At 62.7% G+C, this 24,486-nt stretch carries 14 protein-coding genes; 7 read left to right on the forward strand and 7 right to left on the reverse strand.

Annotated features, from left to right (window positions below; genetic code table 11):
* Together NGB94_RS11705 and wecB (NGB94_RS11710) are read right to left on the reverse strand one after the other, a co-directional pair.
* Complete coding sequence (locus NGB94_RS11705; RefSeq protein ID WP_325790819.1) at positions 1–1,647, reverse strand: DUF6270 domain-containing protein; 1,647 nt, start codon at positions 1,645–1,647, stop codon at positions 1–3.
* Positions 1,640–2,785, reverse strand: a complete 1,146-nt coding sequence (gene wecB, locus NGB94_RS11710) for a non-hydrolyzing UDP-N-acetylglucosamine 2-epimerase (RefSeq protein ID WP_325790820.1) — start codon at positions 2,783–2,785, stop codon at positions 1,640–1,642. Before wecB (NGB94_RS11710) ends, NGB94_RS11705 begins: the two co-directional genes overlap by 8 nt.
* 432 nt (positions 2,786–3,217) lie before the next feature.
* On the opposite strand from wecB (NGB94_RS11710), the gene NGB94_RS11715 reads away from it, so the two are divergent.
* From NGB94_RS11715 to NGB94_RS11730, 4 genes are all read left to right on the forward strand, one after another.
* The gene (locus NGB94_RS11715) at positions 3,218–6,202 is read left to right on the forward strand and encodes a bifunctional glycosyltransferase/CDP-glycerol:glycerophosphate glycerophosphotransferase (protein WP_325790821.1); all 2,985 of its coding nucleotides are present in this window, start codon (positions 3,218–3,220) and stop codon (positions 6,200–6,202) included.
* 5 nt (positions 6,203–6,207) lie between these two features.
* The gene (locus NGB94_RS11720; protein WP_325790822.1) at positions 6,208–8,946 is read left to right on the forward strand and encodes a glycosyltransferase; all 2,739 of its coding nucleotides are present in this window, start codon (positions 6,208–6,210) and stop codon (positions 8,944–8,946) included.
* Between the two features lie 126 nt (positions 8,947–9,072).
* Complete coding sequence (locus NGB94_RS11725; protein WP_325790824.1) at positions 9,073–12,414, forward strand: bifunctional glycosyltransferase/CDP-glycerol:glycerophosphate glycerophosphotransferase; 3,342 nt, start codon at positions 9,073–9,075, stop codon at positions 12,412–12,414.
* Positions 12,415–12,528: 114 nt separating this feature from the next.
* A complete protein-coding gene (locus NGB94_RS11730; protein ID WP_325790825.1) occupies positions 12,529–13,242 on the forward strand; it encodes a phosphocholine cytidylyltransferase family protein in 714 nt (237 codons plus the stop codon).
* 21 nt (positions 13,243–13,263) lie between these two features.
* Here the strand turns inward: NGB94_RS11730 and NGB94_RS11735 are convergent, their stop codons facing one another.
* The 4 genes from NGB94_RS11735 to NGB94_RS11750 all read right to left on the reverse strand — a co-directional run bounded on the left by NGB94_RS11735 (position 13,264) and on the right by NGB94_RS11750 (position 19,638).
* Entirely contained in the window at positions 13,264–14,223 is a 960-nt protein-coding gene (locus NGB94_RS11735) for a glycosyltransferase family 2 protein (protein ID WP_325790826.1), read from the reverse strand.
* 77 nt (positions 14,224–14,300) lie between these two features.
* Positions 14,301–18,119 (reverse strand): CDP-glycerol glycerophosphotransferase family protein, encoded by a 3,819-nt coding sequence (locus tag NGB94_RS11740; RefSeq protein WP_325790827.1) that lies wholly within the window; start codon positions 18,117–18,119, stop codon positions 14,301–14,303.
* A 54-nt stretch (positions 18,120–18,173) separates the two neighbouring features.
* Positions 18,174–19,325 carry a non-hydrolyzing UDP-N-acetylglucosamine 2-epimerase gene (gene wecB, locus NGB94_RS11745; protein ID WP_325790828.1) on the reverse strand — a complete coding sequence of 384 codons (1,152 nt, stop codon included), beginning with the start codon at positions 19,323–19,325 and terminating at the stop codon, positions 18,174–18,176.
* A 76-nt stretch (positions 19,326–19,401) separates the two neighbouring features.
* Positions 19,402–19,638 carry a hypothetical protein gene (locus NGB94_RS11750; protein WP_325790830.1) on the reverse strand — a complete coding sequence of 79 codons (237 nt, stop codon included), beginning with the start codon at positions 19,636–19,638 and terminating at the stop codon, positions 19,402–19,404.
* A 198-nt stretch (positions 19,639–19,836) separates the two neighbouring features.
* Between NGB94_RS11750 and NGB94_RS11755 the strand changes: the two genes are divergently transcribed.
* The 3 genes from NGB94_RS11755 to rsmD are packed head-to-tail and all read left to right on the forward strand — an operon-like array spanning position 19,837 to position 23,685.
* Positions 19,837–20,814, forward strand: coding sequence for a DAK2 domain-containing protein (locus NGB94_RS11755; protein WP_325790831.1), 978 nt, complete (start codon positions 19,837–19,839; stop codon positions 20,812–20,814).
* A gap of 6 nt (positions 20,815–20,820) precedes the next feature.
* Positions 20,821–23,046 carry an ATP-dependent DNA helicase RecG gene (locus NGB94_RS11760; protein ID WP_325790832.1) on the forward strand — a complete coding sequence of 742 codons (2,226 nt, stop codon included), beginning with the start codon at positions 20,821–20,823 and terminating at the stop codon, positions 23,044–23,046.
* A 57-nt stretch (positions 23,047–23,103) separates the two neighbouring features.
* Entirely contained in the window at positions 23,104–23,685 is a 582-nt protein-coding gene (rsmD, locus tag NGB94_RS11765; protein WP_325790833.1) for a 16S rRNA (guanine(966)-N(2))-methyltransferase RsmD, read from the forward strand.
* 6 nt (positions 23,686–23,691) lie between these two features.
* On the opposite strand, the gene NGB94_RS11770 is transcribed toward rsmD, so the two are convergent.
* Positions 23,692–24,486: a fused MFS/spermidine synthase gene (locus NGB94_RS11770; protein ID WP_325790834.1), complete on the reverse strand. Its 795-nt coding sequence runs from the start codon at positions 24,484–24,486 to the stop codon at positions 23,692–23,694.

The raw sequence follows: 24,486 nt of genomic DNA on the forward strand, positions 1-24,486 counted from the left end.
TCATTGTGCAGAAACAGCTAAGCGCTCGTATTGCTGCTTGTTCCAGGGGTTGAGTTTTTCTCCCCAATCTTGCAAAGCGTAGTCAATGAGTGGGTTGAGAACACTTCGGTACGGCATGTTGTGGCCGGCGGAAAATCGCTCAACAATGATTTGAACGTTCCCATCCGCTGAGACGGACGTTGTGGGATTCATCCCCAGTTGTTTGGCAAAAGGCTTGAGGTGTCGTTCGAGATGAAATGCATCATCGTCGTTCTGGACATAGATTACCTGATAAGTCCCTGGCGGCCGGGTGGCTACTCTCTGAATCAAACTAACGCGCTCTTTGAAATGGCTTAGCTCCTCGGGGGAGTTCATCTCCGGAAAGAGAGTCCGCTGGTACGTGAGAACGGGTTTAGCCCAATAGTTACGGACATCTGTTTGTGGGTTGAAAGCCAGGGCTCGGGATCCTTCGACGGATGCCGCGAGGTTGACGGAGGCGAAACCACCGCCCGACCCGCCAACAAACAGAATCTTCTTGGCATCCAACTGCTCTGCCACAGTTCTGACGGTTGAGCTGTAGCGTGCAGTTAGATCATCTTCCGCATCTCCTGTGAACCAAGCCAGCTCGAGCTCCGGGTAGGCCTCCAGCGCCCCGTCAGACAGAAAAAGAAGATTCTCGCTCCTGGACTGCAATGTAGACAGGAACTCGAATCGGGGAACCTCATACTTCGCGCGTGCAAGTGCGCCGTGACTAACGACCAGCAGGGTGTCGTCGCCTGTATTCTGCAGTAGGAAGCGAAGTGGATACTTTTCCCCAGCCCCCGTCCGGGGACGGATGACGTGTTCTGTACGTCCCTCAATACGGACATCCAGCTGATCAGGATCGCTCCAGCAGATCACGGGCGCCTGATGCTGGGCATCCCAGTTCCAATACAGGGGGTTTTCAAGGCCGCGGCTTTTCAAAGCGGCGGCTAGCTGCCCGGTAAGGTCGTGATAAAGCTGGTCCCTCAGGCTGGGAACGGCCTTTATACTCGCTCCTTTGGTCAGCGCCACCTTCGGTTTGGCATCGAGAACCGCAATTCCGCGCCGCTGCAGGTGTCGATAGTAGGGTGCATAAGCGATGGCGCGGGCACGCCCATACATGCGGCGGCGGACTCCCGTGGCTTTCTGGGAGCGGGTTGCCGGAGGCAGCTTCAGGGTGAACGTCCGAGATTGGAGTCCCAGCGTCCCGAGAAGGGCTATCAACCCGTCAGCGGCGGTTTTCCACAGGGCTAGGTGCTCCCGCGTACCAAACTTGATATGACGGGTGATCTCGGCACCCCGCACGGAGGCCTCGGCTAGGTGCGGTGACGCGGTCAGATAGGTCCCGTCGGTGAGCCGGAAGACTCCGAATCGTTCATCTGACAAGTCCCACAGCACACAGTCCAATTGCCCTGACTTCTCTACGAGTTCGTCGGTCAAGGACGATTGCGCGTCATCCATCAAGACACGTGACGCGGCAGAGGTCAGGTTTGGCACGGCGGAGAGGTCAACACTGCTGGCACCGTTCATTGAACTAATCAACGACTGGCGAGCTACGTATCCCGCACGGACCGCGTTGTCACTGTAAGTGGCGAGGAGGTTTACGGCAACCTCGCTGCCGTAAACCAGAACCCGGATTTTAGGCATCCCCGAAGTCAGCGATCCGCGACCCGACTCCCAGCATTTGTTCAATGGCAGCCACTGTGCGGGCGGCAGCCTTTCCATCGCCGTATGGATTAACGGCGTTGGCCATCGAATCGAAGTGCACCTTATCGTTCAGGAGCTGATCAACCTCGGTTACGATCCGTTCCTCGTCGGTACCGATCAGCTTGACCGTGCCGGCAACCACGGCTTCCGGGCGCTCGGTATTTTCCCGCATCACCAGGACAGGCTTGCCCAAGCTGGGAGCCTCCTCCTGGACTCCGCCGGAATCGGTGAGGACCAGGTGGGACATGGACAGCATGCGGGTAAATTCACCGTAAGGCAGCGGCTCAACCACCAGGATGTTCTTTTTGCCTTCAATCGCAGGCATGACTGCTGCACGGACCACTGGGTTCTTATGGAGCGGTACCACGATCATCAGATCGGGTTCTGCGCCCGCAATGCGGGCCAGAGCACGTCCGACGCCGCGCATAGCCTCGCCCTGGTTCTCTCGACGGTGGGTGGTGACCAGTAGGATCTTTTCGCCCTTGGCAGCGAGCTCCTCGAGCGCCGGATCTGTGAAAGGAACCTTCTTGTCAACGGTCATAAAGAGGGCGTCGATGACCGTGTTTCCAGTGACGACGATGTCCGCTGAAGGGATGTTTTCCTTTAGGAGATTTGCGCGGCTGGTGCTGGTGGGCGCCAAATGAAGGCTGGCGATCTGGGACGTGATTTTGCGGTTTGCTTCCTCCGGAAACGGCGAGAAAAGGTCACCGCTGCGCAGGCCCGCTTCTGCGTGGACCACGGGGATGCTGTGGTAGAACGCAGCGATGGCACCGGCTGTTGACGTGGTGGTGTCGCCCTGCACAACTACGGCGTCGGGCCGGTTCACACTGAAGAGCTTATCGAGGCCCTCGATGGTCCTGGTCAGGATGCCGTTGAGCGTCTGACCGGGAGAGAAAATGTTCAGGTCGTGGTCGGGCACGATCCCAAAGAGGCTGTTCACCTGATCCAGCATGGAGCGGTGCTGCCCGGTAACCGCGGTGAAGTGGTCCAGCGTTGCCGATTCCTGAAGTGCCGCGACGATAGGCGCCATTTTGATGGCTTCAGGACGTGTTCCGTAGATAGGCATAACGAGTGGCAAAGCGGTACCCCATAAAAGTGCGACTTGTTGAGTGTCCGCCAATTCTAGCTGATCCGGCATTACTCTTGTCCTTTGCCGATGTCTGTGACTGATGCCCCCGCCGTGACGACGCTTGGGTGCGGGAGGTCTACAAGCGGTAAAAGACGGGTGAACCAAAAGCAAATTACTTATTTACGAGACCCAATTTCTCCCCTAATTTCAGCCCTCAACGAGGATCGGGTTCGGTGGAAGCGCATGGGCGTCTCTGGGGCTGAATCCGTCGGTTACCGGGGGAGCGGCGTGGGGGAGCTGTCGAGCAGGAAGCGGTCGCTGGGCCGCACTGGCCAGAGATGGGCGTGGTTCGCATCCTCGCTCCACCCCGCCCTGCGCGCCCGTCTAAAACGGACACAGCAACTCAGCCGCCCTCGCTCCGGGGAACCAGACTATGGGCTAGTGAGCGTCATCGTTCCGTTCCACAACGTGGCGCCGTATCTGGACCGCTGTCTCACCAGCTTGGTGACACAGTCCTACCGCCGGCTGGAGATCATCCTGGTGGATGACGGCTCCACGGACACGAGCGCCCGCATCGCGGCAGGCTACGCACGCTATGACCGCCGTATCAAAATCATTCGCGGCCACAATGCTGGACCCGGCGGGGCGAGAAACATCGGCATCAGGGCTGCGCGCGGAACACTGCTCGCCTTTGCTGACGCGGACGACGTCGTTCCGTACCGGGCGTACGAGTTCATGGCCGCCAGCCTGGCACAGTCCAAATCTGACTTCTGCGTCGGCTCCTACGGACGTATCCGGGGCAACCACCGCACGTCGGTGCACCTCGCGGACCGGCTGCATCAGAAGCGGCGCCCAAGGGTCACTCTCCGGGACGTGCCGGAGATCATTGATGACGTGTTCCTTTGGAACAAGATGTTCCAGCGGCCGTTCTGGGACAACGAGGTGGGCAGCATCCCGGAACGGATCCGCTATGAGGATCAGGAGGCCACGGCACGAGCCTATCTGAAGGCATCCTCCTTCGACGTCCTGCCGGACCCGGTTTACTCGTGGCGCATACGTGAAGACGGTTCCTCCCTGACCCAGGAGAAGCACCTCATGGAGGATCTCCGCGACCGCCTGCTCGTCAACGAACGTGTCCGGGCACTCCTGTCCGAAGGAGCGCCCGAGGCTGCCGTGGCGGCCTGGCAGCGGCGGGTGGCAGGTGCGGACTTGATTCCGTACCTGGAACAGGCAGCAGATGCCTCTGATAAGTATTGGGCGATGTTGAGCGAGGGTGCAGCCAGGCTGCTGGAGGGAAGCCGGCAGGAGCTGGACCGAATCGACCCGCAGGCCCGGGCCCTGGCGTACCTGGCAGCTGCGAACCGCCGGGACGAGCTGGCACTGGCACTCGTCGACAGGATCAACAACGGAACAGCCACGCCGCTGGTGTTCGGAAGGACTATCACCGCCCGTCCGACGTTCCTCGCAAGTCTGGACGTGTCGGTTCCAGCCAGCCTGCTGCGCGTCGATCCGTCCACCCTTGAACTTGTGGCAGCCGCGGACCCGCCGCAGGAACAGGAGAACGGTGTTTTCCGGGTTGAGGGGTATGCCTACGTCCGCAACGCCGAGCTGACGGGTATCCCAACGGTGCTCACTGTGGGCACGACCGGAACGGACGGATTTAGCGCGCTGCCTGTGGAGCGGATGCGCAATCCACATCTGGATCTCGTATCGAGCGACCGCAACTGCAGCCACGCGGACGCCGCCTTCGCAGTTGAAATGCCCGGCCCGACGCCGGAACTTACTGTGCGGCTCGAAGTGGCCGGACATTTGCTGGAACGTGCCGTGGCCGTTCCCGCCCCAAAGGCAGCGAGCGCCCGAAGGATCGGTACCCCCGCCGCGGAATCCCTAGCCGCAGGTCCCCGAGGAAGCCTGCAGATAAAGGTTTCAGGGGGACCGCCGGAAGCCTCCTATGCCCTCGTCACCTCCCGCCACCGGATCCCGGCGGAAACCAATGCGGTTCAGGATGGGGTGCTGCTGACCTTCCCGCTGGCCTTCCGGTCCTGGGGGCAGGAAGTGCCCGCGCCGCCGTCGGGCGCCTACACACTGCGTTGGAGTGCCAAGGGGAGCGGAGCCGGTGCGGGGGATGTTGCAGTGGCCGTCCAGGAGGGCGTCTCACGTTCGTTCCGTTCATTCCTCACCCCGGCTGCCCGCGTCAGGGGGTTCAGGACTTCATCCGGAGCAATGGCCGTCAGCATCACGGCTCCGCTGGCTGATTCCGAAGCCGGAGACTTCCACCAGTACAGGCTGCGCCGCACCTGCTTTGCTCCCGGGCGTGAACCGTCCCTGCAGCCGGGGATCCTTTTTGAGAGTTTCGGAGGCAAGAACTGCACTGACAGCCCCCGCGCCATCTCGGATTACCTGGCATCCGCCGGGTTCGATGAACCCCTGTACTGGTCGGTGGCCGACAGGTCCGTGGAGGCACCGCCCTACGCGGTACCGCTTCTGCAGGGATCCGCTGAATGGTACGAGAGGCTGGCAACAACCCGGGCACTCGTGAACAACAACAATTTCCCCTGGTACTTTCGCAAGTCGCCGGGACAGTTCTACCTGCAGACCTGGCACGGAACCCCTTTGAAGAAGCTTGGGCTGGATATCCCGCCTCGTAATCTCTCCCTGTCCTACCGGGACCTGATGAAACGCGAAGCGCAGTGGTGGGACCTGCTTCTTGCACAGAATGAGTTTGCAGCGCGAACCCTTCCGGCAGCGCTGGGCTATAGGGGCGACGTCCTCTCCTCCGGTTATCCCCGGAACGATGTGCTGGTTCGGGAAGGAAAAAGGGACGACGCCGTTCGGAACAGGCTGGGAATCAGTGCCGGCCAGAAAGTGATTCTCTATGCCCCTACGTGGCGTGATGCTGCTCGGACCGATGCCGGACGCCCCGACTGGGTGGGGCATCTGGACATGAAGCTGGCCTCACGTGCCCTGGGCCCCGGATACACGTTCCTTATCCGCGCACACCACAACGTTTCGGCTCAGCGCCGCGTTGCAGCATCCCCCAACATTCTTGACGTTACTGACTACCCGGACATCAACGACCTGTACCTGGCAGCGGATGCGCTGGTGACGGACTACTCTTCCGCAATGTTCGACTTCTGCCTGCTCGGAAAGCCGATGTATTTTCTCGTCCCGGACCTGGCAGGGTTCGAGTCTTCGCGCGGCCTGTACCTCGACCTCGCTGAGACTGTGCCCGGTGTTCCCGCAGCAAACACAGCGGAGCTGGTTCGGATGCTCCGACAGGACCCCGCTCCGCTCATTGCCCAGGTGCGCGAGTTCTCAGCACGGTTCGCCGGAGGGGAAGTCGGCAGGGCCGCGCAGGCTGCAGCCGAGGCCATGCTGGCGGCTACCCCCGCATTTAGTGGGGCACATCCCGAAGGGCGGAGGTGAAATCTGTGGCCGTTGGACAGTTCGCGCTGGTCGTCGCGGTCTACAACGTGGCCGAGTACCTGCCTGCGTTCCTTGAATCACTCAGAGCGCAGAGCTATCCCCTTAAGGATCTCGAAATAGTCATGGTCGACGACGGGTCAACGGACGAGTCCGCCAAAATCGTGGAGCAATGGTCCAGACTGCACCAACCTTCCCTGCGCCTGGTCCGGCAGGAGAACCTTGGCCCGGGGGCAGCGCGCAACGCAGGGCTTCGGCTGGTCAGCAGCACCTGGGTCACGTTCTGCGATCCGGACGACGTATTCCATCCCCGCTACTTCCAAGAGGTTGCCGACTTTCTGGCAGGCGACTCCAACGGGTCGGCTCAGCTGCTGGCCACCCGGCTGGTCCAGTTCTCTGACGGCACCGCAACTCTTCGGCACACTCACCCGCTTGGCAAGAAGTTCCGTGCCGGCAATGCGCTCGTGGACCTGGACGCAAACCCCGAGTACATCCAGCTGCACGGACCCACTGCCTTCCTGCGCACCGCGATCCTGAGAGAGCACGGGCTCGGGTTCGATGCGCGGATCCGCCCCAAGTTCGAGGACTCGAACCTGATCGGCCGGTACCTGGCCGCGGCGGACCGCCCGGTTCTGGGCATCGTTTCCACCGCCCGCTACCTGTACCGCAGGAACCGGCAAAGGGGGAGTTCCCTCGTGGCCGGCGCATGGGCGGACCCCCGCGCCTACGAGGAGCTGCCGCGATACGGGTACCTGGGGATGCTCCAGGCCATTCAACGCAGGCTGGACCGGGTCCCGGCCTGGGCGCAGTACATGGTGCTCTATGACCTCGTCTGGTTCTACATCGATGACAAGAGGATGCACAGCCAGACCGCCGGTGCCACACCGGAACAGCAGGAGTCGATGCATGCCCTGCTCACCGAGATCATAGCCATGATCGATCTGGAGGTTATCGATACCTTTAGCGTGGTCAGCCAGGGGTGGATCTTCCACAACGTCCTCCGGACCGGCTACAAGACCCAGGATGCTTCTCCGCCGCTGGTACAGGAATGGGAACGGGATGAGCGGCGGAACACAACGCGGTACTCCTTCCTCTTCCACGGCTCGCCGCCTGAGGAAAAAATCTTCATAGACGGAACTCCCGCCGTTCCGGCAGCCACCAAGATCCGCCACCACCAGGTGCTTGGCCGGACCCTGATCAAGGAACGCATCCTCGTCCTGTCTATCGATGAGTCATCTACCCTCGAAATCGCTTTGGACGGAGTGCATACGGAGGTGACCAGGGACCGCCGGGTACCACTGCAACCGGGCCGGACACCTGATCAGCTTCCCGATTTCGATCTGAGGCCTCCCGCGCTGCCCTCCCTGATAAGTAACCCTATTCGCGTACGGGCTGAACGGATCGCCAGCACCCTCCGACGCCGTCGAGACAATCTGGTACTCCGCGGAATCCTCACCGGCAGAGGGACTGTGGCTGAAGGCCGTGCCGCGGTCCGGCGCCGTCTCGCACGGCTAGACCGGCGCCGCCAGCTCCGGAGCAGGGCCGCAGCAGACCAGAAGCTCATTGCCCGTGCGGCAGAGGAACCTGCCCAATCCAGATACCGCGACGCATGGATCCTCATGGACCGGATCGGACGCGCAGATGACAACGCAGAGCACCTCTACCGCTATCTTCTCCGGAACCGTTCGGACATCAATGCCTGGTTCCTCCTGGATCCGGAGAGTCCGGACTGGGCACGCCTGCGGGCTGAAGGCTTCCGTCTGGTTGCCTACGGTTCAGACGAAGCCGTCCTGCTGTACCTCAACGCTGCGTACAAGATCTCCTCCCACGCAAACGGCAACGTCGAATTCCCGGTCAACAAACAACGTTTCGGTTCGGGTCCCGCCCGTTTTGTCTTCCTGCAGCATGGAGTCATCAAGGACGACATGTCCCTGTGGCTCAATGCCAAGGACATAGCCCTGATGGTCACCGCCACGGCCGGAGAACACGACTCGATCGCAGGGGACGGGAATAACTACAAGCTAACTCCGCACGAGGTAAAGCCCCTGGGATTCGCCCGGCATGACGCACTATTGCATGCCGCCGGAAAATCGGGGCTGGAGGGACGGAGAAGCATCCTGGTCGCGCCCACCTGGCGCCAGTACCTGAGCAGGGAACTTGCAGCGGCCGGCTCGGACGCCGCACGGGTCGAGGTGTTCGAACACAGCGAGTACGGCAGTGCATGGCTTCGGCTGCTGCGCTCGCCCGAGCTCCGCGAGTACTGCGTGCGAAACGGGGAACAAGTTATCTTCCTGCCCCACCCTGAGCTCGAGCTGATGGTGCCTTTGCTGGAACTGCCCGATCACGTGGTTCCCACCGCGTATTCCGGGATATCCGTCCAGAAAAAGCTCGTCGAAGCCCACACGCTGGTGACTGACCACTCGTCAATTGCCTTCGACGCCGCCTACGCGGGAGCCAGGGTTGTGTACATGCAGCCGGACGGCCGGGGGATATTCGGCGGGGGACACGTCTACCGGAAAGGCTATTTCGACTATGTTCGGGACGGACTGGGTCCATTGGCAAAGGACGTTGAAGACGCCATCTCGATGCTGAGCCGTGTTGATGCAGGCGAACTCCACGCACCGTATCGTGAACGCATCCTGCGGACGTTCCTCCACTGGGATGGCCGCAGCTGCGAACGTATTACGTCCGCCATCGAGGACCTCGGACGCCCCGCCGGGACACGCCCGTATGAGCGGCCGGCCTGAATGGCACCCGCCGGTTCCCGGCCACTTCTGCAGCGGATCCGCAGCAGGGCCAGGAAGATCACGGAGCGGGCAGGCGGCCGAAAACCAGGCGCCCCTGCCGGGAGCGGACTTCTCAGCCTGGTGCTGGTGCCGGGACAAGATGAAGATTCACTGCTGAGAACGGTTGCTGCACTCCTGGCCGGGGACGAACAGGACCTTGAGATCATCGTGGCAGTTCCGGGCGATGCCCCGCCCACTGGACTTCCAGCGTTGGCGGCCACGGATCCGCGCCTCCGCCTGCTGACGGGAACGAGTCTTGAAGATGCCTTTCACTCGTCTGCCGGCGCGTTTCTCACGTTCGTAGAGGCCGGTGCGGTTCCTGTCCCCGGACTCCACCGGGCGCTTGCCAATGCGCTGGAATCGTCGTCGGCGCAGTTCGTGGCAGCAATCCCGTACCAGACCGCATCACCCGCCAGCCGAACCATAGTCAGGCTGCCGGAAGAACAACGCCGAGGGCTGACCCTGCTCACGCGACCCGAGGCATTTGCAGACACCGCCATGTGGACGAAACTCTATCGCCGGGAATTCCTGGTGCGGGTCATGGGGCATACACCCGTGCCTGACCCAGAATTCCTCGCTCTGCGGGGATACCTGCTGGCTGACGGCTTTGACTACCTGGTCACCGCAACGGGCAGGCAAGCGGGTCGGCCCACAGCCGCGGGCATCCGTGAAGAGCTTTTTGAACTCGCTCAGCGGGCACGCAGTGTTGCAGCCCTGGTAAGTGGAGAGACTCACGAGACAGCGTTGCGCTCCTGGTTCGGCGCAGCCCTGGGGAGCGAATGGCTGCGCTTCTCGAAAGAAGTTCCGCGGCAGGATGAGTCCTATTGGGACGATTTGGGGGAAGCGGCTGCTTTGGTCCTGAGAACGCCCGGCGCCGTGAGCGGATTCCCCGTTCACTCCCGAATCCTGGCGTTTTTGGCCGCCGGCGGGTATCTGGAGGACTTCAGGACGGTGCTCGCGGAGCTGCAGGACAACGGAACCGGTTTTCGCCTCGTTGCAAATCCCGGCGGTGAACTGGAAGAAATCCCGGCTTATCTGCCTCTCATCAGCCGGGCAATCCCAGCCGAAGTGCTCCGTCTGCCCGGGTTACCAATGCTCCGGTGCGGGCTTAGCCGGTTTGGCTGGACAGGAAGAACCCTCCAGCTGGGCGGGTTTGCCTATCTGGAGGGCCTGGACGCAGGCAGGGAGCCAGTGACGCTGGGACTGTGGCTCGTGGAACCGCGTTCGGGCAGCCGGCTGCAGCTTCCCGCCGCAAAGCACTATGACCCTGCCATTGACGAGGCTTCAGGCGACCAGCTGAACTCCTACGCCGGTGCCTGTTTCCTCGCAGAGATCGACGCTGCAACGGTGCTGGCGGCCATGGGCGACCAGAGCGCGGGCGAATGGTACGTGGAACTGGAATTGTCCTGGCGGGGCCTGAGTGTCCGTGACCGGCTGGCCGCGCGGGACACGGACCGTGTCCCTGCCCGCTTCCCACTGGGCCCTGTCATCGGAAGGCGCAGGCTTACAGCTCTCTTCGACGGAGTCCTCGGACTGCGTTTCAGCGTTGTCAGCTACCGCTACCTCGCGGACCCGCCGGCCGTGAACGGTCCAACGGTGTCCCTTTCATTCCGTGGAGAAGCGCCGGCCGGCGTTTTCCTGGATGTGCCCGGGGCAGCCTCCCTGCCGTTTGAGGCTTCGCCCTCTGACCCGGCGACCTTTAGCCTCACCGTTCCCTCCGCACTCACACAGATTGCCGCCGATGCCGAGCTGGGCTGCCTGATACGCGCCGGGAAGCCCGGTGCGCCCCAGCCGGTCGGCGCAGCCGACGAGGCGCCGGAAGTGGAACGGCTGGAACAATCCGGCGCAGAAGTTCGTGTGGCGGTGAGCGGATTCGGGTTCCTCTCCCTGATCTTGAGTCCTGCCCGGCTCCAAGTGAGCGGCTGGCGGACCGAGGGGACCGCCGTCGTTATTGTCCTGGCGGAGGGTGCCGCCAGGCTGCAGCGACCGGGCGACCTGGCACTGGTAGGCCCGGAGACTATAGTCGCGGATGCCCTGCGAGCCGGACCGGCCGGCAGGACGGAGGCCGTGTTCGAACTCGCCAGGGACTGCTGGGGTGCAGGCGCTTCGCTTCCCAGAGTTGGTCGCTACCGCCTCGTGTGGCAGCAACCCGGGCGGGAGACCCCGATAGTCGTGAGCGGGGCGCTCGCGGAGCGACGAGCCGAGGCCAAGATGACCAGTCTTCGCATCGTGTCACCGGCACGTAACCAGGGGCAGGAGTTCCAGCTGCAGCTGACGTCTTTCCTCAAGGACGTGGAGCGGAGCGGATATGGACGTCGGCGGCTCATCGACGCGTATTGGGCCAGTGTGGCCCCTTTGGACGCAGATGCGGTGCTCTTCGAGAGCTTCGGAGGCAGATCGCCGTCGGACAGCGGGTTGGCCATCTCGAATGAGCTGGCCGACCGCCGTCCGGGGCTCAGAAGGTATTGGAGCATCGCGGACGCATCGGTTCCCGTCCCGGAGGGGTGTGTTCCGCTGCTGAGGTTCAGCGCTGAGTGGTTTCACGTCCTGGGGACCGCAAAATACCTGGTAAACAACAACGACTTTCCCGTGTTCTTCCGAAAACGGCGGGGGCAGGTGTATGTGCAGACCTGGCACGGCACGCCGCTGAAGCGCATTGGGTTCGACACGCCGCGCCAAAGACTGACGCCCTCGTACCTGCGCACTCTTGGGCGGGAACCGGGGGAGTGGGACCTGCTGCTGGCGCAGAGCCCGTTCGCTGCGAGGCAGCTCGCTAGAGCTTTCCGCTACACGGGGCCGGTCGCCGTGCTGGGATACCCCCGGAATGACGCGCTGAGGAGTGCTTCAGCACAGTCCGTCCGGGCAGAGGTACGTGACCGGCTCTGCATCTCTCCGGCAGACACCGTGGTCCTGTATGCCCCGACGTGGCGCGACAACGCCGTAGACAGCAGCGGCCGAGTGCAGGCTGTCAGCTACCTGAAGGCGGCAGACGCTGCACAGCTGGGCCCTGGATACTCGCTGCTCTACCGCGGCCACCATAAGGTACTCGGCCAGAGGGGAAATCCGGCTCTGGGAATGAAGGATGTGACGGACTATCCGCACGTTACCGACCTTTGTTTGGCCGCCGATGTCCTTGTCACCGACTACTCATCCATCATGTTCGACTTCGCCGTTACCGGTAAGCCGATATTCTTCCTGGCCCCGGACCTCGCACAGTACCGCGACGAAACCCGGGGGTTCTATTTCGATTTGCAGGAACAGGCGCCCGGACCGATAGCAGAAAACAGCCGGCAACTGTTCGACCAAATACGGTCGCATCGGCCTGCGCAGTGGGAAAGCAAGTACCGGACTTTCGTCGAGACATATGCTCCGATGGACGACGGCGGTGCGACCGCCCGCGTGTGCCGGGCGGTTTGGGGGGACGATTAAAAGCACTGTTGTGGCAATGGTCTCCGTCTGGTAGTTCCTATGCCTTCAAAACAATCCGGATTTCAAAAGGGTCTCATTTGTCCCTGCCGGATTACCGAGTGTCAGGAGCAAACCATGACAGTACAGGCAGTCATCCTCGCGGCTGGCATGGGCACCAGATTGGCGCGTCCGCATCCTAAATCGATGACGCAGCTCAGTGATGGCCGGACAATCATGGAACAGCAGGTCGGCAACCTTCGCGCGGCATTCGGTGAAGAGCTGCGCCTGACAATCGTGGTGGGTTACAAGCTTGAGCAGATCATGGAGCATATGCCCGACGCGTCGTTTGTCTATAACGAAGCATTCGACCAGACGAACACGTCCAAGAGCCTGCTGAAAGCCCTCAGGAACTCTTACGAGGGCGGCGTGCTGTGGATGAACGGTGATGTGGTTTTCGACCCGGCCATGCTGGAGGAGCTCCGGCCTTACATCGATGCTGACCAGTCCTTTGTAGCCGTGGATACCTCCGTCGTCTCTGACGAAGAGGTGAAGTACACCGTTGACGGCCACGGACACATCGACCAGTTATCGAAGGCAGTCAAGAACGCGCTGGGTGAGGCTGTCGGCATCAACTACGTATCCTCAGGAGGCAAGAAATACCTCCTCAACCGACTGGCTGAGGTGGCGGACCAGGAGTACTTCGAGGGCGGAATCGTCCAAACCATTCGGTGGGACGGACTGGCCTATATGCCAGTGGACATCAGCAGGTACTACGCGGTTGAGGTCGACTTTGCCGAGGACCTGGACCGCGCGAATGAGGAAATGAGGCTCCGCCTGCTGACTCCCTGAGGGCGCGGGGCCACTGGGCACCTAGGAATCTGCAGCGTGCGCCTTGGCGCTTTCAAGGCGCTGCTCCCATGCAGCGCGTTCCTGCCAGAGGCCGTCGATGGTCCGGGCGTACATCTTTACCAGCTGAACCAACACGGATTCGTGCCGCATCAGGTGTTCGTAGCTGATGGAGAAGCCGGTCTGGAAGGGCTTCTCTTCTCCCTGCCTGTTTTCAGGTTTTGAACCGTAGAGGTTCTTCATGAGGCGCTCCTCGGTCACGTCCGCATTGGCCTGCAGAATGAGCCGGTACTGTGTACGCCAGTGTTTCCCAATGGTCTGCTCTGCGTCATTCACCCCCGCCTCCCTGAGCTGCATCGCCAGCCATCCCAGGAGGCTCTTGCTCAAGTACTGCTCGATGGACCTAATCGGAAAATGCGCCAAGGCAGCAAAGGGCTGCGGCTGTTCTTCGGAGACTGTCTGCCCGCCATGTGCCCAATCCCGCACATGATGGTTGCCGTTGCCAATGTGGTATCGGCGGCAACCTTCCCTGTCGTGAAAGATCATCGATTTGGGGGACATCTTTAGGGTGTCGAGGGTGGTCATCGTGTCGAAGATGGAGAGAGCGTCACCGGGTTTCGGCTCTCCCGTGTACACGTAATTCAGCCGGGGAACATAAAAAGCCCGTCCTTGGCCGGTCTTGCGCGGCACGGCAGCCATAAGACCTTTATCCAGTTGGAGGAACTCGTCAGCGTCCAGGAAAAACGCGAAATCAAAGTCCTCGGTTTCAGAGCAACGCCGGTACATTGAGGTCATTTTGACGTTTTGTTCCATTGCCTGGGAAGGGTCGGTGGAGAGCGTCAGCGGGAGCCCCTCGGCGACGAGCGCGTCCAGGATATCCCTTGTGCCGTCGGTCGACAGGTTATCCGCAATATAGAGATGGTCAACCTGGCTCAGTGTGTGGCGGACGAAAGACTCTATGATGTCTTCTTCGTTTTTGACCATTGAAAAACAAACAGAACGCACTTAGGCCCCCTAGTGGTTTGACACTTGCGGCGGACAATTCTGATGAGTGCCTGATTTCAAAGAACAGCCATGAGGAATTGGTATCCGGCCTCCTTGGCGTATGCAGCAGGATCGAAGACTTCCGAGGGCAGGGTCCCCTCCGCGAGCCTCGTTAGCCCGGCACGAATCCCATCCGCGGAGTTCTCTACGATGAGCCCATAGCGGTCCTGCAGGATGTCGCGGGGGCCGGGAAGATCGGTGCAAATGATGGGGCGCTGCAGGATCATCGCCTCGAAGAGCACCATGGGCTGCCCTTCGTGCAGCGAACTGAGGACCAGCGCTGATGCCCTGGCAAGGGCCGGGTAAGGGTTCTGCCTCTGGCCGGCGAGGAGGATGTATCCTTCGGCGTCCGACGCCTGGATCTGCTGCTCAAGATCAGCCCGCAGAGGTCCTTCCCCGATGATTGTCAGGTTCGCGTCCGGGTGGATTGTCCGGTACTGGATGAAAGCCCTGATGAGTTTGGCATGGTCCTTCTCCGGTGAGAGGCGTCCGATCGCCAGTACATTCAGGCGGGCAGAGCCGAACCAGTCTGCGATGTCCGGGTCAAGGGGAGCAGCCGACTTCTCCCTCACTGCCTCGGCGTCGATCTGGTTGATGCAGTACCCGAAGAGGCTCCGGTCGATGTTGAAGGCGCTGCCAACGTTCCGGGCGTTTTCGTACCCGAGACTTTCCGACACCGAGAGCAGACGGTCGAACTCGGGATAGAGGCGGAAGACCCCCTCGAGGTTGGCGAACTTCATTCTCAATTCATTGAGCATGTCGTTGTGCAGGTAGATGGATCGTTTGGTGCCGGAGCTTCCGCCCGCTGCCAGCAGCGCCGTCCAGAAAGGGGAGTAGCCGTCGAATTCCACCAGGGAGTGGAAAGCCGCCGAACCAAAAATCCTGCGGAACTCCCTATTCATCGCGGCAGCATGAATTCTCTGCTGCTCCGGGGAGTCAAGCCTGTGTGTTCGCGTGAAGCGGTCGTGCAGCCAGCGTTCCTCCGGCCGAAGGGCATGGACTCCGACCCGGCCGATGAGCTGCACGTCGCCGGGGAGGAGTTGAAGCTGGGACAGGCGCCCCGGTTCCTTGTTCAGCACATGCGGCTCAACTACGAGGATTTTCCGGATTTCCCGGTCCAGGCTGTTGGTCAGATTACGGAAGGAGGTAGAAATGCCGTTGGGGATCAGGCTGTGGTGGAAGAGTACCGCGGGCGGTTCGGCATCCGGGTCGGGCAGATGCTCCACTCCGGTCTCGGAATCTCCAAAGAAAAACTCGGTCACCCGCGCACACGCCCCGCCGTCTTCGTAGCCGGCGAAGCGTTGGGCGGCCTCAGCATACCTGTCCTGGATCGCCGCGTGCCCGCCAGATAGGGCGTCGCTGACCAGCGGCGCCAGTTCCCGTCTGTTTCGGCAGACCACCCCCGGCATGTCGTCAAGCTCCAGGTACAGACCGCGTTCCGCGGCGTACTCCTCGTAGTCGTACGCGTAGTAGATGATTGGACGGTTCATCGGCAGGTAATCGAACGCGATGCTGGAATAGTCGGTGATGAGGACGTCCACCGCGCTGAGGAGATCACTCGTGTCGATTTCCGGTGGAACGATGGTGACGCCGAGGTCCAGGCCGGCGAGCAGTTTCTCGGTGAGCCGGTGTGCCCGGAAGACCAATTGATACTGAGTGTCTGAGAGCGCCGCCAGATCAGCCAGGAGCGCAGCCCGGTCCAGAACGCGGTCGGTGGTGGAACCCCGCCACGTTGGCGCATACAAGACCACCGGCAGGTCCCCGGGAACGTTCAGGGATTCACGAATACGGTCCCTCAGCTGACTGCCCATGGTGACCATCCGGTCCAGCCGGGGTGAGCCCGTCACCCGGATCTTTCCCCGGAACAGTCCTTCAAGGTCATGGCGTTCAATCAGTGCCCAGGACGTATGGGTGTTGGGAGCCATAATGTGAGAGCTTTGAAGGAAGTTGCGTGCGAGGTTGCTGTGCTCCATAGCGGGCCCCCTCATGTCCTTGCCGAGGGTCTTCAGAGGAGTCCCGTGCCAGGTATTGAGGTACCGTTGCCCGTCCCTGCGAATAAAATACGGCGGAAACGAAACGTTGTTCACCAAATGTGAAGCGGTTGCAAGTACCCGCAGGTACAAGTCGGAGTGGGGAACGGCGAAAAAGACATTCTCCCGTTCGCGGACGTCACCGGGTACCACCGCGGGATCGTTGACGGCCCACACATGCCGGTAGCCGCTGAACTCGGGCAGGTCGGCAAAATGCCGGAAGAGGGCCAGAGGATGGCATCCCACAGTGGCACCGTGATTGCTCTCCCACAGAATCGTCTTTGGCCGCAGTTCTACGGTTTCGTAATACTCGAGGTACTGCATCGAGTGTTTCTGGGACGTGTTTTTCAGGTATTTCGGGACGTCGATCCCGTCCGGAGTCATGAAGATACGGGTCTGCAGGAATGCATTGGCGGCGCCGGATAGGTCACCCATCTGCATCAAGGCATGAGCCCAAAGGAAGTAGAGCCGGGGCTCGTGGCGGTTCGAGCAGAAGATGGCTCTCTCATATGCGTCAGCAGCTGATGGCCAGTCGCCCGCGGCAGCGAACCCATCGGCGACAGAGCACTGAAGATCCGGATCCTTTGCGAAATCCCTCAGTACCAGGCGCTGTGACGCGAGCTGCGAGAGGTAGCCTTCCTTCGGAACGGCCGGCACTGTACCCGGCTCAATTGGCCTGAAATCTGCCGGCGCCGCACGGCGGAAGTAACGGCAGGCGCTTTCCAGGTCTCCGGCCTGCACGCTCGTGTAGCCGGCCCGGTACCACCAGTAGCGGTTGGACGGCCGCAGCGACGCTGCGTACTCGTAGGCATCGACTGCTTCGTGCCAGGCCTGCATCCGCTCGTAGGCGAACCCCAGCTTGTAGTGCCAGTAGGGCTGATCCGTTTCGAGGGCAACCGCTGAAAGGTAACTCGCGGCGGCCTCCTCCCACCGGAAGCACCGGTCATGGGCCAGCCCGGCGCGGAAATGAAGCTCGGCGTCCAGCGGCCGCGTCCGTTTTAGTGCGTCGTAGGCCTCGGAAGACATGTCCCAGTTGCCCTTGAGCTGGTGGTAGGCGCCCGCGCCAAACCGGGCTTCCTCGCCGTCGGGTTTCACGGCAATGCCGGCGGAAAAAGCCGCATCAGCTTCACCGGGCCGGCCCGCACGCTCCCACTGTTCGGCTTCCTTGAACAGGTTCTCTGCGGTTGCCGGCTTCAGCACGTTGGCCTGTCGGTAGCTCTCGGCTGCCTGCCGGTGCCGGCTCAGGGAGGCATAGCTTTCAGCCATTCGCAGATGCCAAGCCGGATCCGTGTCGTGATACGGCAGGCCGCGTTCAAGTGCCTGTGCCTCCTGCCACCGCGGGCCCCTGGCTCGCAGCTCGGCAGCTACCAGATCGTGGTACTTCGGATTCTGCAGGTCCCCGTTGAGGGCTTTGCGCAGGTGGTCGAAGGCATCCTGGTTGTTGCCCAGAGCGGTATGGCATCTGTAGAGGCGGTAATGCCATGCCGGATTGCCGGGTTGAGCGGCCAGCGCCAGTTGGTATTGCCTGGCTGCCAGCTCCATCCTCCCCTGCCGTTCGAGGACAAACCCGAGCCGGTAGTGCCAGGGAGCGCTCCCGGGTTCCAGCTCCACGGCACGGGAGAGGGCACGCTCGGCGTCTCCCAGCTCGTTGGCGCGGAAGAGTGCGTTGCCGAGCTGGAAATGGACCCGCGCGTTTTCCTGCTCCCCGCTGCTGAGAATGGTCCGGTATATCCGGACCGCGGCCTGCCATTTCTGCCGCTGCTCAAGTTTCCGGGCGGTCCGGAACAACACCTGCCAACCGATCAATGTTTCCCCCTTGCCCACCCGCTTCGCGAATGGAGTTGGCTTCTGCTGAAATCGTTAATTTGCCGGTCCGTCCGGAGGTGTTCCCAACATGCGTTGAATAGCGGACGCCGAGAGTTGTGCAGCGGTACCGTCGCCGTACGGGTTGCGGGATTCGGCCATGGACCGGTAGGCCTTGGCATCGTGCAGAAGGTCCTGCACCTCGGAGACGATCCGATCCTCGTCCGTCCCGATCAGCCTGACGGCGCCGGCGCTGACTGCCTCCGGACGTTCCGTGTTCTCCCGCATCAGCAGCACCGGAACACCGAGGCTGGGGGCCTCTTCCTGGATCCCTCCGGAATCAGTGAGGATGAGGCGGGACATAGCCATTAGGCGGCAGAACTCTCCGTAGTCCAGCGGCTCTGGTGCCAAGACGTTTCTTTTCCCCTGCAGGGGAGGAACAAGCGCTTCACGCACAACGGGATTCCTGTGCAGCGGGACCACGACGGCCATGTCCGGGACAGCGTCCGCAATCCGGGCAAGCGCCCTGCCAATTCCCCTCATCGCTCCGCCCTGGTTTTCCCGGCGATGTGTGGTAACCAGCAGAATCGGTCTCCCCGACTCAGCCAGCTTCTCCAGGGCCGGGTCCGTGAACGGCACCTTTACACGCACGGCGGCGAAGAGGGCATCGATTACGGTGTTGCCGGTAACCACGATCTTCGCGGCGGGAATGTTCTCCTTTAGGAGGTTGTCCCTGCTGGTGGCAGTTGGAGCGAGATGCAGGGTGGCGATCTGTGAGGTCATTCTCCGGTTCGCCTCCTCCGGGAATGGTGAGCGGAGGTCTCCGCTGCGCAGTCCGCCTTCCACATGCACCACCGGGATGCCGTGATTGAAGGCAGCGATGGCACCGGCAGTTGAGGTCGTGGTGTCACCCTGGACGACGACGGCGTCGGGACGGTTGACGCCGAACAGCTTGTCCAACCCCTCAATCGTCCTGATGAGAATCCCGTTGAGGCTCTGCCCCGGGGAAAATATGTTCAGATCATGGTCGGGGACGATGCCGAACAGCCGGTTGACCTGGTCCAGCATGGAGCGGTGCTGTCCGGTCACGGTAACAAAGCACTCCAAGCCCGGCGCGCGCCGCAGTTCCACGACAAGGGGAGCCATCTTGATGGCTTCGGGGCGTGTCCCGTAGATGGGCATGACAAGCGGCAAGGCGATACTCCACATGGCTGCGATGGTGAGCGTAGTGGAGGGGAGTGTAACGGATAGCAGTTACGGGTGTTACAGGTGTTTTTGCCTGCTTTTAGCCGAAGAGCACCAGTGCTGCTATCAGCGCTGGAACCGAAGCCATCACGAGGACCGTCAAAACCCAGGCGACGGCCCGCTTACGGCGGTAGGCCCGGAGTTCGGCGGGATCTGTCCGCGGAGCCAGCTGCACCGAGAACGGAGCGCTCGCCGCAGAGTCATCCGAGGCGGAGCGTTTTGTCCCCGAACTCATGTGCCGCGCAGCCGCAGCCTCCGCGTATAGCCGTTTTCCCATGGGGTCCACTTTCCCATATTTTCGGTTCCGCTTCTCGGACGCTGTCAGAGCCCTGCGGTAGGCTTCCTAGTGACCAAGCCGGTTCCGGGACAACGATGTCCTGGAAGATATTCCGGAGGAGAAGCATGAGCAGCAGCACGGAACGGGATTACCTTGCAGACTAAGATCACCGCAAACGCTCAGGCGCTCAAGCGATGGTTGAGTAACGCCGAGGTGTCCCTTGGGAACCACAGCGACCGGCTGAACGCCATCAACATTTTCCCGGTAGCCGACGGCGACACCGGCACGAACCTCTACCTCACCATGCGGGCGGCCTCGGCTGCCGCAGCGGAGCTCGATACCCAGGACATCGGCGAGCTGCTCTCCGCCGCTGGCAGGGCTGCCATGGAACAGGCAAAGGGCAACTCGGGGACGCTGCTCTCCGTATTCCTGACGTCCATGGCTGAGCCGCTGCAGGGAAACACCCGACTGTCCGCGCCCGTGCTGGCCCGCTCGCTGGAGCGTGCCCAGCTGCGTTCATGGTCCGTGCTGAGCGATCCGGTTCCGGGCACCATGCTCTCCGTACTCGAGGAAGCCGCCCGGGGCGCCTCCCAGGTGGAAGCAGCGCAGACCGGGGACGACAGCAATGCAGGGCTCGCCGAAACGCTGCGGGCCATGATGACCTCCGCGCTCGCCGCCGTCGTGCGCACTGAAGAGCAGCTTGAAACCCTGTCTGACGCCGGCGTCGTGGACGCAGGCGGCGTGGGGTTCCTGCTGGTCCTGGACGCACTGCGCGCCGCTGCCCTGGGTGAGGAACTGCAGGGTGAGCTCCTGGACGGCCTGCACGGCTACGACGTCCAGGATCCCCATATCCACGGCACCCAGCCGCAGCTTGAAGGCGTTGAGGTCATGTGCACCATCACGCTCAGCCCTCTCGATGCAGCGACACTGCGACTCCAGCTCGATGAGCTGGGAGAGTCAGTGATCATGAGTGCGGTCAGCCCGGTGGGCGACGGATACCGCTGGCGCGTCCACGTCCACACCCCCGACGCCGGTGCCGCAATGGATGCGCTGCATGCGGTGGGTGAGCCGACCAACGTGACCATCACGGAGCTTTCTGCCAACGGGCACCAGACCACGGAGATACCGCAGGTGCCGCTGCCGGGCGAGTCCGCCGGTTTCGCCCGCGAAGCCTAGAGGCCCATGCAGGACAGGATTCCCGGCGAGCTCGATTTCCCCCTGAACCGCCGGATTGGGAAGAAATCTGCGGACAAGATCGAGAAGCAGCTCGGCATCACCACGGTGGGCCAGCTGCTGCTCCATGTTCCGCGGCGGTACATGGAACGCGGGGAACTGACCCGGATTTCAGAGATCCCGTTCGATGAGGAAGTCACCCTCATCGCGCGGGTGCAGAGCAGCAACTCGCGCCGCATGCAGACCCGCAAAGGGATGATCGTTGAAGTCACGGTCACTGATGATGACGACGACGGCGCACTGGGCCTGCTGCATCTGACCTTTTTCAACGGCTACGGGGCGCTCAAGGACCTGCAGCCGGGCATCCGTGCCATGTTCTCCGGCAAGGTGGGCGTCTATAAGGGACAGCTGACGCTCACCAACCCGAACTATGTGCTGCTTAGCGACGAAGCGGATGACGAGGAAGAAGCCAAACGGCCCATCCCGGTCTATCCCGCCACCGCCAAGCTGACCAGCTGGGAAATCAAGACCACGATCGACCTGCTGCTCGACTCGCTCCAAACCGAGCGCCTCCGGGACCCCATTCCGCCGGCCATCCGCTCCCGGGAGCGGCTGATGGGCATGGCTGACGCGTTCAACGCCATCCACCGCCCCGCCGCGATCGAAGATGCCTACAAGGCGCGCCACCGCTTCCGCTACGAGGAAGCCCTGGTGCTGCAGACCGCGCTGGCCCGCCGGCACGCCTTCACCGCGGAACAGGATGCCACCGCCCGCCCGCCGCGCGCCGGTGGTCTGCTGGAGGCCTTCGACGCCGCTCTTCCGTTCACGCTCACGGCAGGGCAGGCCTCGATCGGCGGGGAACTGGCCGCCGACCTGGCCAAGCCCCACCCCATGAACCGGCTGCTGCAGGGCGAAGTTGGCTCCGGCAAGACGCTGGTGGCCCTGCGCGCCATGCTGCAGGTGGTCGACGCCGGGGGACAGGCAGCGCTGCTGGCACCCACCGAGGTCCTGGCAGCCCAGCACTACGCGTCGATCACCCGGACGCTCGGTCCGCTGGGGCAGGCTGGCATGCTGGGCGGCAGCGATACCGCCACCCGGGTCACGCTGCTCACCGGTTCGATGTCGACCGCCCAGCGTAAGGCCGCCCTGCTCGAAGCAGCCTCCGGTTCTGCGGGCATCGTGATCGGCACGCACGCGCTGCTCTCCGAACACGTGCAGTTCGCCGATCTGGGCCTGGTGGTGGTCGATGAGCAGCACCGGTTCGGCGTCGAGCAGCGGGATATCCTGCGCACCAAGGGACGCGATTCCACCCCCCACCTGCTGGTCATGACCGCAACTCCCATCCCGCGCACCGTGGCCATGACCGTCTTCGGTGACCTGGACGTCTCAACCCTGACTGAACTGCCTGCCGGGCGGGCACCGATCTCCACGTATCTGGCCCCGCTGGCGGACAAACCGGCCTGGGGTCCCAGGATCTGGGCACGCGCCCGGGAAGAGATCGACGCCGGGCGGCAGGTCTACGTGGTCTGCCCCAAGATCGGGGACAGGGAAGAAGAACCGGGAACCGAGCTGGCGCTGCTGGAGGAGCTGCCCCAGCCGGCTGCTCCGCGGAACCAGCGGCCGCTGGCATCCGTCCTGGAAACGATGGAACGCCTCCAGGAACTGCCGGCGCTTGCGGGAACGCGGCTGGGCATGCTCCACGGCCGGATGGATCCGGCTGACAAGTCCGCCACGATGGACGCGTTTAACCGCGGCGACATCGACCTGCTGGTCTCCACCACCGTGATCGAGGTGGGCGTGGATGTGCACAACGCCACCATGATGGTGATTCTCGACGCCGAGCGCTTTGGCATCTCCCAGCTCCACCAGCTGCGCGGCCGGGTGGGCCGAGGGGGACTGCCTGGGACCTGCCTGCTGGTCACCAACCTGGAGAACGGCCATCCCAGCCGGGAACGCCTGGACGCGGTGGCAGCCACCACGGACGGCTTTGAGCTCTCCCGGCGGGACCTGGAACTGCGCCGCGAGGGGGACATACTCGGTGCCTCCCAGTCCGGCGGCCGGTCGACCTTGAAGCTCCTGCGCGCCATCCAGGACGAAAAGGTCATTGAACGTGCCCGCGCAGACGCCCAGGCGCTGATCCAGGAGGATCCGGATCTGCTGGAGCATCCAGCCCTGAACGAGGCGATCGAGGCGTACCTGAACCCGGAGAAGGAAGCGTTCCTGGACCGCGGCTGACACCGGCAGAGGGTCGAGGATGCCGGACGGCACCTGCCCGCTGGCTAAAGTGGACACATGAGCCGCATCATTGCCGGAGCCGCCGGCGGATCCACCCTGTCCAGTGTTCCCGGATCGGGTACCCGGCCCACCACGGACCGGGTGAAGGAAGCGCTCTTCTCCCGCCTTGAGTCCTACGGGATCCTGGACGGAGCCTACGTACTGGACCTGTTCGCCGGATCGGGTTCCCTTGGCGTGGAAAGCGCCAGCCGCGGGGCCGCACGCGTAGACCTGGTGGAGCTGGCAGAAAAGGCTGCACAGGTCTGCCGCAGCAACGCCTCGCTGGTAAACAAGATCCTGGGCTCGGAGCGGGTGCGCGTTCACCGGACCAAGGCGGAGTCCTACCTGCTGAGGGTCCCGCCGGGACTGGCCTGGGACCTGGTCTTCCTGGACCCGCCCTACCCACTGGAGGAGGAAGGCCTGGCAGCTGTGCTGGAGGCGCTAAGCCCCCGGCTGGCGGACGGCGCCGTCGTAGTGGTGGAACGCTCAACGCGGTCACCCGAGCCCGCCTGGCCGGCAGGCATGGAGCGTTTCAGTGAACGTTCCTACGGCGAAACAACCCTGTGGTTCGCCGAACCGGCGCAGAAAGACGAGGACTAGGCTTCCTTAGCGCCCGGACGCAAAAGCATCCAGGTCCGTCCCGGTCAGCACTGCTGCCGGATGCGGCCCGGCCTGCAGCAGGGACTGCGTCCACTCCGCCGGCCAGCGGAAGGGCGCCGCTGCCAGGACAATGTTCCCCGGGTGCCTGCCGGTGAACATCGAGGTGTCACCAAGGGCTGCCACGTCGCCGCCGGCTGCAGCGAAGACTTCCTGCAGTGCCTTCGCCTGCCGGCGCGCGAAAGCCAGCGGCGGATCGTCGCCCACGTTGACCAGCAGCACGCCGCGTTCCGAAAGCAAGTCCTTCAGCTCAGCGTAGTAGCCGGGGTCCGTTAGATGCTCCGGAGCATCCGCACCTGCGAAGACATCCAGGACGACGGCGTCGAACGAGCCGGGTTCGAACCGTTCAAGTTCGGTGCGCGCATCGCCGGTCACCGTTTCCAGCTCGGTTCCCTCCGGGAGCGGCAGGTACGCCAGGACATAGTCCAGGAGCTCACGTTCAAGTTCGACCGCGGCCTGCATCGAACCGGGACGCGTTGCCTGCACATACCGGGCGAGGGTAAGGGCACCGGCGCCCAGGTGCAGGACCCGCAGCGGTGCGCCGGGCGGGCCGGCCAGATCCAGGACGTTGCCAATCCGGCGCAGATACTCGTAGAAGATTTCATCAGGATGGGCAAGGTTGACGTGGGACTGCTGGGCTCCGCCGATGGAGAGGATCCAGGCGCCGTCATTGAAGGCGTCCTCGTCCAGCTCAGCGTGTGCGCCGATTCCCCGCAGCAGGCGTGAGGGCGGGCGATGTGCCAT

The organism is Arthrobacter koreensis, from assembly GCF_035792275.1.
GTDB classification, from domain to species: Bacteria; Actinomycetota; Actinomycetes; order Actinomycetales; family Micrococcaceae; genus Arthrobacter_B; species Arthrobacter_B koreensis_A.

Coding starts and splice junctions, on each gene's coding strand:
- NGB94_RS11750 (WP_325790830.1), bottom strand. CDS start 19,638: ATGGGAAAACGGCTATACGCGGAGGCTGCGGCTGCGCGGCACATGAGT.
- NGB94_RS11705 (WP_325790819.1), bottom strand. CDS start 1,647: ATGCCTAAAATCCGGGTTCTGGTTTACGGCAGCGAGGTTGCCGTAAAC.
- wecB (WP_325790828.1), bottom strand. CDS start 19,325: ATGTGGAGTATCGCCTTGCCGCTTGTCATGCCCATCTACGGGACACGC.
- NGB94_RS11770 (WP_325790834.1), bottom strand. CDS start 24,486: ATGGCACATCGCCCGCCCTCACGCCTGCTGCGGGGAATCGGCGCACAC.
- NGB94_RS11735 (WP_325790826.1), bottom strand. CDS start 14,223: ATGGTCAAAAACGAAGAAGACATCATAGAGTCTTTCGTCCGCCACACA.
- rsmD (WP_325790833.1), top strand. CDS start 23,104: ATGAGCCGCATCATTGCCGGAGCCGCCGGCGGATCCACCCTGTCCAGT.
- NGB94_RS11760 (WP_325790832.1), top strand. CDS start 20,821: ATGCAGGACAGGATTCCCGGCGAGCTCGATTTCCCCCTGAACCGCCGG.
- NGB94_RS11730 (WP_325790825.1), top strand. CDS start 12,529: ATGACAGTACAGGCAGTCATCCTCGCGGCTGGCATGGGCACCAGATTG.